This window comes from Curtobacterium sp. MCPF17_047 (assembly GCF_003234045.1).
Taxonomy (GTDB): domain Bacteria; phylum Actinomycetota; class Actinomycetes; order Actinomycetales; family Microbacteriaceae; genus Curtobacterium.
Map to the genome: position 1 here is coordinate 42023 of NZ_QKSF01000018.1, position 13722 is coordinate 55744.

Below are 13722 nucleotides of genomic sequence, written 5' to 3' on the forward strand. Positions count from 1 at the left end.
CCCGCAGCGGTCGCGCCGAGCACCGGGCGGAGGAGACGTTGGACGCATGTCCAACGGAAGCCACTCCACCACGACCACCACACGCGCCATCGGCGTGCTCACCATCGCGGCCGCCCTGGTCGCGGCGACGACCGGCTGCGCCATGATCCGGCAGCAGACGGCGGACGCCTGGTCCGTGACCTACCAGGTCACCACGGACGCCCCTGCCGGAACCGCACTGACCGACGTGTCCGTCCGCGGGGCCGAGCGGCGGGGCGACGCACCGACCGCGCACCGGTACCCGCAGGTGACGACGACCGCGCTGTCAGCCGGTACGGCCGGATCGCGGTGGCAGCAGAAGGCGATCGTCCTGACCGGCGACCGCGCACGCGTCGCCGTCACGCCGCCGCCGGAAACGACCGCCACCTGTCGGGTGCTGCTGGACGGCAAGCGCGCGATCGCAGAACGACAGGGGCAGCCCGGGAGGCCCGTCACCTGTTCCGTGACGACGCCCCCGTTCCCGGGGTGACCGCTCGGCGCGGCCGGTTGGCGGAGTGCCCGGGCGGCCGGGGCGCCCGAGGTCCGCAGGTGTCGGACGATCTCCGCCGCGAGACCGAGGTGGCGGTCGACGTCCCGGCTGTTCGTCCAGCGAAATGCGGACAGACATCCGCCGGCGATCGCAGTACGAATACGCAAGGAGGTTTCGAAAACCTCCCGCGAGTTCGGGCAGCGTCGCCCGGGCCGCCCATCGTGGAGGATCTGTCATGACCAGAACACCATCGATCGGACGTCGGATCAGGCGTCTCGGATTCGTCACGTCGATCGCCGGGCTCGTGCTCGGCGGAGCGCTCGTCACCGCCGGACCGGCGAGCGCCGCGACGACCTGCGCACCGACCTGGAGTGCGTCCACCGCGTACTCCGGCGGCGCGAGCGTGAGCACCGGCAGCACGAACTACACCGCGAACTGGTGGACGCAGGGCGATGACCCGGCGACCCACTCCGGAGCCACCGGCTCCGGGCAGCCGTGGACCTCGGCAGGGAGTTGCACCCCCGCCAGCACCGGCGGCGGGGGCACCGGTGGCGGTGGTAGCGGAGGCGGCACCGGCGGCGGCACCGGGACCGGCGCCACCACCGGGACCCTGTTCAGCCCGTACAAGGACGTCACGGTCAACCTGAACTGGAACACCAACGTGATGCAGACCGCGATCACCGGCAGCACGATCCCGGTGGCCGGCGGGTCGAACAGCCTCGCGACGAAGGTCCCGAAGCTCCGGCCGCTCTCGCTCGCCTTCGCGACCGGGACGTGTGGCAGCGAGAACTGGGGCGGTGTGGCCGGCGACGCCTTCGCGAAGGCGAACGTGCTGGCGCTCGACGCCGCGGGTGTCGACTACGTCGTCTCGACGGGAGGCGCGGCTGGGTCGTTCAAGTGCACCTCCGGGGCAGCGATGAACGCCTTCATCGCCCGCTACGCCTCGCCGCACCTGGTCGGCATCGACTTCGACATCGAGAGCGGTCAGTCGGCGGCGGACATCCGGTCGCTCGTCAGCTCGGCAGCGGCCGCGCAGGCGCAGTACCCGAAGCTCCGGTTCTCGTTCACCCTCGCCACCCTCGCGGCGTCGAACGGGTCCTTCGCCGGATTGAACAGCACCGGGGACACGACCGTCACGGCGATCAAGGCCTCGGGGCTGACGAACTACACGATCAACCTCATGACGATGGACTTCGGCGGGGCGTCCTCGGCGGTGTGCGTCGTCACGAACGGCGCCTGTGACATGGGTGCCTCGACGGTGCAGGCGGTCAAGAACCTGCAGCACACGTACGGCACTCCGTCCAACAAGATCGAGGTCACGCCGATGATCGGCGTGAACGACGTCGTCAGCAACGTGTTCACCCTCGCCGACGTCGACACGGTCTCGGCGTACGCGCGGGCGAACGCACTGGCGGGCGTGCACTACTGGTCGCTCGACCGTGACACCCCGTGCGCGCAGAGCACCGCCTCGGCGACGTGCAGCTCCCGACCGGACGCTGCCCTGTCGTACACGAACCGGTTCCTCACCGCCCTGGGGAAGTGAGCTCCGGAGCGTCCGATCATCGACGGGCCGTTCGGTGTGACCTCGGTCGCGCCGGGCGGCCCGTCGTCGTTCCCCCGCGCAGGGGCGGGCCGGTCTGCGGGAGGCGATCCGGGCCTCCCGGCTGGTCCGCTGAGCGCCGCTCGAGGGACGCGTTCTCCTTGCGGGCTTCCATGTACGAGCTATGAGGCCCTACAGTTTCCACGTTGTAACGCGGCCCTCTAGGGGGGTGGCCGCGGGACACGTACCCGCACAAGGCGGCCAGACCGCCGACGAATGACCGGACGACGCCGTCCACGAGGAGCACACACCCTTGCGTCCCAACCCCACGCAGACCCGGAGGCGCAGACGCGTCCTCGGGTCGTCCCTCGCCGGAGCCCTGGTCGGAGCGCTTGCGCTCGGCGGGCTCGGTATCTCCGCACTGCCGGCAGCAGCCGCCCCGGACGCCCGCACAGTGGTGTCCGGAGAGGCCCGCTTCCAGGTGCTCTCCCCCACCCTGATCCGCACCGAGTACGCCGGTGACGGGCAGTTCACCGACCAGGGCACGTTCAACGTGGTCGGGCGCGACGACTTCGCCGCGACCCCGTTCACCAAGACCGTGCAGGACGGCTGGCTGACGCTCGACACCGGCTCGATGACCGTGCAGTACCGGGAGGGCACCGGCGACTTCAGCCAGGACAACCTCCGGGTGAAGCTCACGACCTCCCTGGGCCAGGCCGTCACCGGCTCGCCCTGGGTCACCGCCGAGACGCCCTCCTGCGCGGTGGGCACGCTCTGCGAGGGCGAGGCACTCGCGCTGCAGGGCCTGGCGTCCGCCAAGGACCACGCCGGGTACACCGGATCGGGCTTCGCCGCCGGGTTCGAGAACGTCGGCAACTCCATGACGTTCCGCACGACCGTGCAGCAGGCCGGGTCGTACGACCTCGCCATGCGCTACGCCAACAACCAGGGCGGCGACGGCAAGGTCGAGACCCGCACGCTGAGCATCGTCGTCGACGGCGGGGCACCGGTCACGCTGCGCCTGCCGGCCGGCAAGAACTGGGACGAGTGGAAGCAGACGACCGCGGCCCTCGACCTGACCGCCGGCCAGCACACGGTCAAGGTCGTCCGCGGTGACGGCGACTCCGGTCGGGTGAACGTCGACAGCCTGGCGATCGTCCCCTCGGGTGCCGCCTACCCGGCGCCGACCGCCGCGAACGCCGGTCAGGACTGCGCCTTCGGCGCGGTCTGCGAGGCCGAGGACGCCGGCAAGGCCGGCAACGCCCAGGTCGCGACCGACCACAACGGCTTCTCCGGCGACGGCTTCGCCTCCGGCCTGTGGGGCGGCGCCGACTCGGCACTGACCACGCACGTCACGGGTGTCCCCGCCGCGGGCGACTACGCCCTGCAGGTGCGGTACGCGAACGGCACCGGGAACTCCCCGGCGCTGACCGTCGCACCGACCGGACAGGAAGCCACCACCGGCACCCTGGCCCCGACCAGCGGCTGGGACTACTGGAACACGGTGACGGTCCCCGTGCACCTGGCCGCCGGCGCGAACGACATCGCGCTCGGCTGCCCGACGGTCGACAACAACTGCAACGTGAACGTCGACACCATCGCGGTCGTCGACACCGCGTCGCCGGTGCTCGCCGCGCACGCCCCGCTCGGCGGCTACCGTCGTGACCTTGACACGGCCAACGGCTCCGTCAAGACCAACCCGGGCCTGCTCTACCAGGACGGCTGGTCGCTGCTCGACGACACCGCCTCGGCGCTGTACGACACCGCGTCCGAGAAGACCACGCCCCGTGGTGACCACGGCGGCGAGGGCTACCAGGACGGCTACGTCTTCGGGTACGGCACCGAGTACACGACCGCGCTGAAGGACCTGGCGACCCTGACCGGGCCGTCGAAGCTCCTGCCGCAGTGGGCGTACGGCGTCTGGTACTCCGAGTACTACGACCGCTCGCAGCAGGACTACCTGGACATCGCGAAGAAGTTCAAGGACGAGGGCGTCCCCGTCGACGTCATGGCGATCGACACCGACTACAAGATCGGCAGCCCGACGAACGAGGGCGACAGCAAGTGGGACGGCTGGTCGGTCGACCCGGCCCGCATCCCGGACATGACGAGCCTGCTCGCCGACTGGCACGCCGAGGGCATCCACAACACCCTCAACATCCACCCGTCGATCTCGAGCCAGGACCCCAAGTTCGCCGAGGCCCAGGCCACGGCGAAGGGCAAGCTCACCAAGGGCGACGGCGACCGCTACCTGTTCGACTGGTCGGACCCCGACCAGCTCAAGGCCTACTTCGACCTGCACACGTCGCTGCAGCCGGAGGGCGTCGACATGTGGTGGCTCGACTGGTGCTGCAGTGAGAACTCGAAGTACTCCGCCAACGGTGTCACCCCGGACGCGTTCATCAACCAGCAGTACGCGAAGTACACGGACGAGCAGCTCAAGGGCCGCGGTCTGGCGTTCTCCCGCGCGTACGGCTCGCTGACCGCGGGCGGCTACGGCAACCCGCAGGCCGTCCCGACCGGACCGTGGGCCGACAAGCGCACCACGGTGCACTTCACCGGCGACACCACGTCGACCTGGCAGGAACTCGCAGCCCAGGTCGGGTACACGCCCGGTGAGTCGGCTGCGACCGGCCTGTCCGCGATCAGCCACGACATCGGTGGCCACAACGGCGGCCAGTACGGCATCGAGGGCAAGGAGCCGGGCACGACCCAGCTCCCCGCGGACATGTACGCCCGCTGGGTCCAGTTCGGTGCCTTCCAGCCGATCGACCGCCTGCACAGCAACCACAGCGACCGGCTGCCCTGGCAGTACCCGGCCGAGGCGAACGCGTCGGCGAAGCAGTTCCTCAACCTCCGCGAGGACCTGCTCCCCCTGACCTACACGCTCGCTGCCGACGCCACGGCGACCGGCACCCCGATGCTGCAGCCGCTCTACCTGCAGTACCCGGAGGCGCAGGAGTCCTACGCCCAGGCCGGCTCCGAGTACCTCTACGGCAAGGACGTGCTGGTCGCGCCCGTCACCACCGGCAACGGTGACGACGGCACCGCCACCCGCTCCGTGTGGTTCCCGGCCGGCGACTCGTGGACCGACTGGTTCACCGGCAAGACGTACGAGGGCGGCACGACGGCCGACGTCACGACGGACCTGACCACCATGCCGGTGTTCGTCCGCAGCGGCGGCATCGTCCCGACCCGCTCGCACCACGTCGCGAACGACGCCGCACCGCTCGACGCGGTCACGGTGACGGTCGCGACCGGCGCCGACGGCACCTTCGCCCTGCACGAGGACTCGGGCGAGGGCCAGCCGACGAAGGCCACGGCCCGTGCGGCTGGCGACTCCGCGTCGACCGCCATGCGGTTCACGCAGCAGGCCGACGGCGGCACGCTGGACATCGCCCCCGCCGACGGCTCGTTCACCGGCCAGGTGCGCGACCGCTCGTGGACGGCGACGTTCACGAATGCCGAGCGCCCCGTGTCGGTCACCATCGACGGCGCCCCCGTCGCCGCGTCCGACTGGACGTACGACGCCGACAGCCGCACCATCACGGTGCCGGTCGCCGAGCGCTCGGTGACGGACCGGACCGTCGTGCGGTACTCCAGCGTCGCTGCTGCGGTGCCGAGCCTCCAGGTCGCGTCCCCGCAGGTCACCGCCGGTGGCACGCAGACCGTGACCGGCTCCGGGTTCCCGGCGAACGCGACGGTCACGCTGTCGACGACGCCGGCCCTCGGTGGCGAGGTCACCGTGCGCACCGACGCCGACGGCACGTTCAGCAGTGACCTGGCGGTGCCGGCCACGGCCTCCGGTCGGGTGACGGTGTCCGCTTCGGTGGGCGGCGTCGTGCTGGCCCGGGTTGCCTTCACGGTGACCGCGGCTCCCCCGACGGCATCGCCGTCACCCACGCCGGGCTCCCCCACACCCACACCGGGTGACCCTGCGCCGGGCTCGCCTGCGCCGGGTGCCGGCGCGGGCGCCGGACCGGGTGCCGGTGACGGTGCGGGTGACCAGCCGGGAGGCTCGTCCTCCGTCGGTGACGGCGCCCTCGCCTGGACGGGTGCGAACGTCGTGCCGATCGGGATCCTCGCCGTGGTGCTCCTCGCCGCGGGCGGACTGCTCCTGGCACAGCGGATGCGTCGCCGCCGCGCGCAGTAGCGCAGGAGACGCGGGAGCGCTGCGCTCCTGAACGCCGAACGGCGGGGTACCCGGGAACGGGTGCCCCGCCGTTCGGCGTCCCCGGCGGCAGACGGAACTGTCCGCCCCTCTTCGGGTCGACGCACCGGCGCAGCCCACCGCGAACCAGTAGCCTTCCCTGAACATGTCTCGCCCAACCAGCGTCATCGACAACCCCCTCGTCCGGCAGACCCCGATCACGGGTCTGCTGGCCCTCGGTGCGCTGCTGAGCCTGGTGCTCCCGTCGCTCGAGATCAGCCATCCCGGGCTGTTCCTCGCCAGCCTGGTCGCCACCGCCGTCGCGACCGTGCTCGCTGCGTTCGCACTGCGGTTCCCGCGCGCGATCGCACTCATCCCGATCCTGTTGGCCGTCGACTTCGTGTCCCTCGCCCTGTTCCGCACCGGCACCGGTGCCGGAGCGTCGGTGTTCACGTCCCTGGTGGTCCTGCCCGTGGTGTGGTGGGCCTCCCTCGACGGACGACGCACGATCGTCTACTCGGTCCTCGGTGTCACGCTCGTGATCCTCGCTCCGTACGTGCTCCTGCCGGACAACGCGCCGCGGGTCAGCGAACTCGTGCGCCTCGGCATCACCGTCGTGGTGTTCGGCACCGTCGCCGTCATCGTGCACGAGCTCTCCCGGCGTGCACGCCGCTCCGTCCGCTCCGCCCAGGCCCGCGAGGACAAGGTCCTCGAGGAGATCAGCCGCGCCGCCGACGTCCAGCGTTCCCTGCTGCCGACCTCCAGCGACGGACTGGGCGACTTCGTCACCGTCGCGGGCACCTGTCTCCCGGCGAAGAGCGTCGGTGGCGACTTCTTCGACTGGTACCGCACCGAGAACGGCATCGCCGTCGGGCTCGGCGACGTGATGGGCAAGGGCGTCGGCGCCGGACTCATCGCCGCCGCGGTCCGGGCCACGATCCGCAGCGCCCGCACGGTCGACGACGCCTCCGAGGCCCTGCGCCGTGCCTCCGACGGCCTCGCCGCCGAGGGTGCCGGCACCGACGTCACCTTCACCACGCTGTTCCACGCCCGCATCGACGACGACGGGTCGCTGCAGTGGGCGGACGCCGGGCACGGGCTGAGCTTCATCCTCCGTGCTGCCGGAGGGGTGGAGCGCCTGCGTTCGGTCGACCTGCCGCTGGGGATGGGCCTCCGGGACGAGTGGGCGACCACCACCGGGACCCTGGAGCCGGGCGACCTGCTCATCTCGTTCAGCGACGGCGTGCTCGACCTGTTCGGCGGGCGCGACGACGCCGTGGACTCGGTCGCCGAGCTGGCGCGCGCCGACCGGACGCCGGCTGCGATCGTCGCGGCCCTCGCCGACCGTGCGGCCGAGGTGCCGCACGACGACGACGTGACCGTCATCGCGATCCGCCGCGAGGCCGCCGCCACCGGAGTCACCGAGGTCACGGCCGCGCCGCTGTCCCGCTCCCGCGCCGTCTGACCTGCGGGTGCCCGGCCGGGCTACGCCGACCAGTCGGGCCGGACGAAGCCGCTCTCGTAGGCGAACACGACGGCCTGCACCCGGCTCGCGGCCCCGACCTTGCCGAGCACGCTGCTGATGTGGGTCTTGACGGTGGCCTCGCTGATCCACAGGTCCTTCGCGATCTGCGCGTTGCTGGCCCCGCGGACCAGGGCGGTGAGGACCTCCCGCTCACGGGCGCTCAGTGATGCCAGCACCGGTGCGTGCTCGGCTGGCGGGACCGCGGGCGCACCGGCGGCGCCGCCGGTCGTGCCCCCGCCGGACCGGGCGCCGAGCAACCGGTTCTCGAGCAGCGCACGGGTCATCGACGGCGCGATGAGGGTGTCGCCGGTGTGCGCCGAGCGGACCCCGGCGGCGATGAGGTCGGGGCCGGCGTCCTTGAGCAGGAACCCGAGCGCCCCGGCCTGCACGGCGTCGAGCAGGTACTCCTCGTCGTCGAAGGTGGTGAGGATGACGACCGCGCCCGCGGTGCCGGCGGAGACGATCGACCGGGTGGCCGAGATGCCGTCGAGCACCGGCATCCGGACGTCCATCAGCACGACGTCGGGGCGGAGTTCGGCGCAGACGGCGATCGCCTCGGCCCCGTTCGGCGCCTGGCCGACCACGGTCAGGTCGGGTTCGGCGTCGACCATCATCCCGAGACCCGTGCGGACCACGGCCTGGTCGTCGACGATCACCACGCGGATCACGACGCGACCGCCCGACGACCGGCCGGAGCAGGAGCAGGAGCAGCAGGAGCAGTCGCAGCGCCAGCCGGACCGGCAGCGACACCCGACCCCGTGACGGGCCGGAGGCTGCCCGCGGTCTGACCACGGGCCTCCCGGGGGGCCTCGAGCGTGACGCGCCACCCACCGCCCTCGGCCGGACCCGCGTCCAGGACACCGCCGATGGAGGCGGCGCGCTCCCGCATCCCGCGGATCCCGGCGCCACCGGCGGCGAGTTCGGGGACCCGGGGGCTGCCCTCGGAGCCCCCGTCGTCCAGGACCTCCAGGCGGATGCGGTCCTCGGAGGCGGCCAGGCTGATCCGCACCGACGAGCCGTCGGAGTGCACGAGGGTGTTCGTCAGGGCTTCCTGGCAGACGCGGAGGACGGCGAAGTCCTGCATCACGCCCAGGCTCTCGGGCACACGCAGGTCGGCCTCGACGCGGACGCCGGTCGCGCGGACGCGGTCGACGGCGTCCTCGAGCGCGCTCCGCAGCGACACCGGGGCGTCGGTCGTGCCGCCGTCACCGCCCGCGCGGAGGACACGCACGACCTTCCGCATCTCGGACAGCGCCTGCTGCCCGGTGCCGGCGACCCACGCGGCGTACTCGGCGAACTCGGCCTGGTCCGCGACGCCGACCCGCACCAGGGCCTGCGAACGGACGACGATGGCGGCCATGTGGTGGGCCACGACGTCGTGGACCTCGCGGGCGACGGCGGTCCGCTCCTCGGACGCGATGCGGGCCTGATCAGATTCCCGCAGCCGGACGAGCTCCTCGTTGCGGCGCTGCAGCACGAGCTCGGAACGACGACGACGGGCGGTGGCACGGCCGAGGACCGCGCACGCCACGAGCAGGATCCCCATCAGGACGATGGTCGACCAGTCCGCGTCGCTCGACCACACCCGCCACGCGCGGAGGACCGGCAGCCACGCGCTGACCGGCTCGTACCGGAGGGGCAGGAACATCGCCATGGACGTCGGCACCGCCGCGACGGCCAGCACGGCGACCACCCGACGCCCGGCGGCGCACGCCAGGTAGACGGCGATGACGAGGGGGATCAGTCGCACCGTCAGCACGTCGAACGCCCACGTCGGCCACGCCACGACGAGCCCGACCACCACCAGCAGCGGGTACGGCGAACGCTGGCCGACGACGATGCAGAGCGCGACGAGCGCCGCCGTCACCCGGTAGTCGTCGAGGCGCGTCGGGTACCAGCCGGCGCGGTGCAGCCCCTCCATCGCGAGGAGTGCGACGGCGAGGAACACGACCCCGGCCAGGGCAGAACGCGCCCACGGCGGGATCGAGAGAGGACGCATGGCGTGAGGCTAGCCGCCCGAGGCGGCTCCGCGCCTCCCCCGAACGACGGAAGCGCCGGGTCCGGACGATCAGTCGAACGGACGGGAGGCCCACCACCTTCCGCCGATGCGCCTCCCGCCCGCCTCGTCAGAGGCTGGACCTGCCGCAGTGCGCGGCCCGCCGCAGTCCGCGGCCGTCGAACGGAGCACCTGATGCAGAAGAAGACCGCTGTCAGTCTGGCCACCCTGGCCCTCATCCTGGCCATCGCGGGGACCGGTGCCGCGGCGGCGACCATCGGGGGCCCGGACGCCTCGTCGGACGTCGTGCGTCCCGCGACCACGTCGACCGTCGTGCAGACCACGGTCGCGACCTCGGACGACGACGGATGGCCGGGGCAGCTGCCGGACGCGGACCGCTTCCGGACGCTCTCGCGGTCGGACCAGCACGCGGTGCTCCGACGGGTCGACCGGCTGCTCGGGGACCTCGGCGGGTCCCGTGCCAGCGAGGGGCTCGTCCGGCAGCTCAGCGGCTACCGGAGTGAGCTGGCGCGCGTGCTGCGGTGAGTGCGGCGGCGCGCGCGGATGCCGGCATGCGAGCCGTGTCGCCCACCACGAGGCTCGGCACGATCCGGTCACGATCGGCACCGGCGGCCGGCACGTGCCGCACACTGGCCGCATGACATGGGGGAAGACAGCGCTGGCGATCGGGATCGTGTGCGCGATCGGGGCCGGCGCCGCCGGCTGCTCGGTGGCCGCGGTCGGACGCTGCGTCGACTACGTCTCGATGACCCCGGCGGAGCAGGCACGGCAGGCGACCCTGGTCGTCGACGCCGACGTCCGCTCGACCGACCGCACGGTCGAGGCCTTCGGCCGGTACCGCGTGTACGAGGCCACGGTCACCGCGTCCCGGAAGGGTGGGAAGCTGCACGACCGGATCGACGTGATCGCGACCTCCGACCAGTGCACGACGAGCGGCCAGCCCGTCGAGTACGTCGACGGCGACCCGCTCGCCGAGCCCGGCAGCTACCGCCTGTCCCTGACGCGGGTCCGGGGCGGAGGCCCGTGGCAGCTCGTCGTGCCGGGTGCCGCCGAGCGTCTCGACGGCTGACCGCCGCGGCTCAGACCTCGACGTCGCTGCCCATCGTCACCGTGCGGCGGAGCGGCAGCCCGAAGCGTGCCGCCGGGTCGGCAGCGTTGTGCGCCATCGCGACGAACAGCTTCCGCCGCCACGACACCATGCCGCCCTTGCCCGCGCCGGTCCGGAGTGCTCCGCGTGAGATGAAGTACGACGCCGTGGACATGTCCTCCTGCGCCAGGTCGAGCACACCCCCGGCACACGCGGCACGCATCGCGGCGGGCAGGTCCTGGTCGTCGGAGAACCCGAACGTGATGGTGATGTGGTCGATGCCGTCGTCGTCGTAGCCGAGCTCGTCGCGGCGGAACGCCTCCTCCATCGCCACGTGCGGCACGTTCGCGGTCAGGACGGACACGATGATGACCCGCTGGTGGACGACGCCGTTGTGCTCCACGTTGGCACGGAGCGCGAGCGGGGTCGTCTCCTTGTTCGGGTGCGGGAACACCGCGATGCCCGGGACGCGCGGGATGTGGTCGGCGTTGACGGTCTCGATGAACTCGGCCAGCGAGCCCTCCCGCTTCCGGCGCTCGATCTGCACGAGCTGCCGGCCGCGGTGCCAGGTCGTCATGAGGGTGATCACGGCGAGGGCGATGAGCAGCGGCACCCATCCGCCGTGCAGGACCTTCGACAGGTTGCCGGCGAGGAAGGTCAGTTCGAGGCCGCCGAACACCACGGCGACGGTGACGAGCTTCCAGGTCGCCCAGCGCCACAGCGGCTTCACGACGACGAGCAGCAGCAGGGTGTCGACGACCAGTGCGCCGGTGACCGAGACGCCGTACGCGGTGGCGAGTGCGGCCGAGGAGCGGAAGGCGAGCATGATCGCCATCACGCCGATGAACAGCAGCAGGTTGACGGCCGGCAGGTAGACCTGGCCGCCCTCGCGCTTCGACGTCTGCCGGATGGTCAGCGGCGGCAGGAGCCCGAGCTGCACGGCCTGACGGGTGAGCGAGAACGCGCCGGAGATGACGGCCTGGCTGGCGATCACGGTCGCGGCGGTGGCCAGGATCACGACGGGCAGCTGCGCCCAGTTCGGGAACAGCAGGAAGAACGGGTCCTTCGTCGCGGTCGGGTCCTCGAGCACCAGGGCCGCCTGGCCCAGGTAGTTGCAGACGAGCGCGGGGAACACCACGAAGAACCAAGCCCGGAGGATCGGCATGCGCCCGAAGTGGCCCATGTCGGCGTAGAGCGCCTCGGCGCCGGTGATGGCGAGGACGACGGCGCCCATCGCGATGAAGGTGATGAACGGGTGCGCGAACAGGAACGCGATCGCCCACGTCGGGGACAGTCCCTGCAGGACGCCCGGGTGCTCGACGATGCGCGGGATGCCGGCGACCGCGATGACGATGAACCAGAGCATCATCACGGGACCGAACGAGGCGCCGACCTTCGCGGTGCCGAACTTCTGCACGATGAACAGCCCGACGAGGATCACGGCGGCGATCGGCACGATCAGGTGCTCGACGGACGGGGCTGCGGTGCCCAGACCCTCGACCGCGGACAGCACCGACACCGCCGGGGTGATCACGGAGTCGCCGTAGAACAGGGCCACCCCGACGATGCCGATGACCAGGAACACCGTCGTGCCGCCCGGACGGTGCGCGTGCAGCCGTCGGGCGAGTGCGGCGAGCGCCATCACCCCGCCCTCACCGTGGTTGTCGACGCGCATGAGCACGAGCACGTACTTGATCGACACGACGATGGTGATCGACCAGAAGAGCAGCGAGATGACGCCGTAGACGTCCTCGGGGACGGGTCGGACGATGCCGCCGTCCACGGAGAACACGGTGCGCATCGAGTAGAGCGGGCTGGTGCCGATGTCGCCGAACACGACGCCGAGCGCAGCGAGGGCCAGGCCGGCCTTGCCACGGTGCCCACGGGCCTCCCGGCCGGCGGGGTGCTGCGCGGCCTTCGCGGGATGCGTGGCGTCGTCGCCGGGACCGGCGTCACCGGGCTGGGCATCGCGCCCACCCGAGGGGCGGTCGGACGACTGCGACGATGCGCGGGTCTCGGTCACAGCAGGTACTCCAGTCCGGGCCGTACGGGTGCGACGGCCGCGCCCATCATGCACCCGCGGAGTGACAGCGGAGCGCCGGGAACACCCGCGCCTGCGCCCAACGGCTCTACCGGTCCTGCTCCGGCACCGTCACGATCCGGTTCTGGTACGCCCAGACCACGGCCTGCAGGCGGGACCGGACGCCGAGTTTCGGCAGCATGCGTGCCAGGTGTGACTTCACCGTGGACACCTCGACGACCAGCTCCGCGGCGATCTCCTCGTTCGACATGCCCTGCGCCAGCAGGAGCAGGACGTCGCGTTCGCGCGCGGTGAGGACGCCGTCCAGGCGGTCCCCGGTGACCGGCTGCAGGCTCCGGCGCGAGGCGAACTCGCGGAGCACCCGGCGGGTGAGCGCCTGGTCGAGGGTGCCGTTGCCGGCGGCGACCTGGCGGACGGCGCCGATGATCACGTCGGGTTCGGCGTCCTTGAGGAGGAACCCGGACGCTCCAGCCTCGAGTGCACCGAACACCAGGTCGTCCATGTCGAACGTGGTGAGCATCAGCGCCGGCACGGCCGGGTCGGCGTCGGGGCGGCAGAGTTCGCGGGCGACCTCGATGCCGTTCCGGACCGGCATCCGGATGTCGAGGACCGCGACGTCCGGACGGGTGCTCCGGGCGAGCTCCAGCGCCTGTCCACCGTCGGCTGCGACGGCGACGACCTCGATGTCGGGTTCCGCGTCGAGCAGTGCGGAGACGCCGGCGCGGACGAGGGGCTGGTCGTCGGCGACCAGGACGCGGATGGTGCGGCCGTCGGCCGGACTGTCGGTCATCGGGGGCCTTCCGTGGTGGTGCCGGGGTGCGCGGTCGCGGCCGGCGGCCGCACCATCCGCGTCC

10 protein-coding genes are annotated in these 13722 nt (G+C 72.1%); 6 read left to right on the forward strand and 4 right to left on the reverse strand.

Annotated elements, in window-relative coordinates:
- Positions 1–46: 46 nt before the first annotated feature.
- The 4 genes from DEJ33_RS15330 (at position 47) to DEJ33_RS15345 (ending at position 7663) form a co-directional block, all read left to right on the forward strand.
- The gene (locus DEJ33_RS15330) at positions 47–508 is read left to right on the forward strand and encodes a hypothetical protein (protein ID WP_111195435.1); all 462 of its coding nucleotides are present in this window, start codon (positions 47–49) and stop codon (positions 506–508) included.
- Between the two features lie 235 nt (positions 509–743).
- Positions 744–2051, forward strand: a complete 1308-nt coding sequence (locus DEJ33_RS15335) for a carbohydrate-binding protein (protein ID WP_111195436.1) — start codon at positions 744–746, stop codon at positions 2049–2051.
- A gap of 310 nt (positions 2052–2361) precedes the next feature.
- Positions 2362–6201: a TIM-barrel domain-containing protein gene (locus DEJ33_RS15340; protein ID WP_111195437.1), complete on the forward strand. Its 3840-nt coding sequence runs from the start codon at positions 2362–2364 to the stop codon at positions 6199–6201.
- A 163-nt stretch (positions 6202–6364) separates the two neighbouring features.
- The gene (locus tag DEJ33_RS15345) at positions 6365–7663 is read left to right on the forward strand and encodes a PP2C family protein-serine/threonine phosphatase (RefSeq protein ID WP_111195438.1); all 1299 of its coding nucleotides are present in this window, start codon (positions 6365–6367) and stop codon (positions 7661–7663) included.
- A gap of 20 nt (positions 7664–7683) precedes the next feature.
- Here the strand turns inward: DEJ33_RS15345 and DEJ33_RS15350 are convergent, their stop codons facing one another.
- Both DEJ33_RS15350 and DEJ33_RS15355 read right to left on the reverse strand, forming a co-directional pair.
- On the reverse strand, positions 7684–8391 hold the full coding sequence (locus DEJ33_RS15350) for a response regulator transcription factor (RefSeq protein ID WP_111195439.1): 708 nt from the start codon (positions 8389–8391) through the stop codon (positions 7684–7686).
- Entirely contained in the window at positions 8388–9722 is a 1335-nt protein-coding gene (locus DEJ33_RS15355; RefSeq protein ID WP_111195440.1) for a sensor histidine kinase, read from the reverse strand. Before DEJ33_RS15355 ends, DEJ33_RS15350 begins: the two co-directional genes overlap by 4 nt.
- Positions 9723–9914: 192 nt before the next feature.
- Between DEJ33_RS15355 and DEJ33_RS15360 the strand changes: the two genes are divergently transcribed.
- On the forward strand, positions 9915–10265 hold the full coding sequence (locus DEJ33_RS15360; protein WP_111195441.1) for a hypothetical protein: 351 nt from the start codon (positions 9915–9917) through the stop codon (positions 10263–10265).
- A gap of 112 nt (positions 10266–10377) precedes the next feature.
- Positions 10378–10809 carry a hypothetical protein gene (locus tag DEJ33_RS15365; protein WP_111195442.1) on the forward strand — a complete coding sequence of 144 codons (432 nt, stop codon included), beginning with the start codon at positions 10378–10380 and terminating at the stop codon, positions 10807–10809.
- Positions 10810–10819: 10 nt separating this feature from the next.
- On the opposite strand, the gene DEJ33_RS15370 is transcribed toward DEJ33_RS15365, so the two are convergent.
- Positions 10820–12850, reverse strand: a complete 2031-nt coding sequence (locus DEJ33_RS15370; protein ID WP_258378187.1) for a potassium transporter Kup — start codon at positions 12848–12850, stop codon at positions 10820–10822.
- Positions 12851–12956: 106 nt separating this feature from the next.
- Entirely contained in the window at positions 12957–13658 is a 702-nt protein-coding gene (locus DEJ33_RS15375; RefSeq protein ID WP_111195443.1) for a response regulator transcription factor, read from the reverse strand.
- Between the last annotated feature and the right edge of the window lie 64 nt (positions 13659–13722).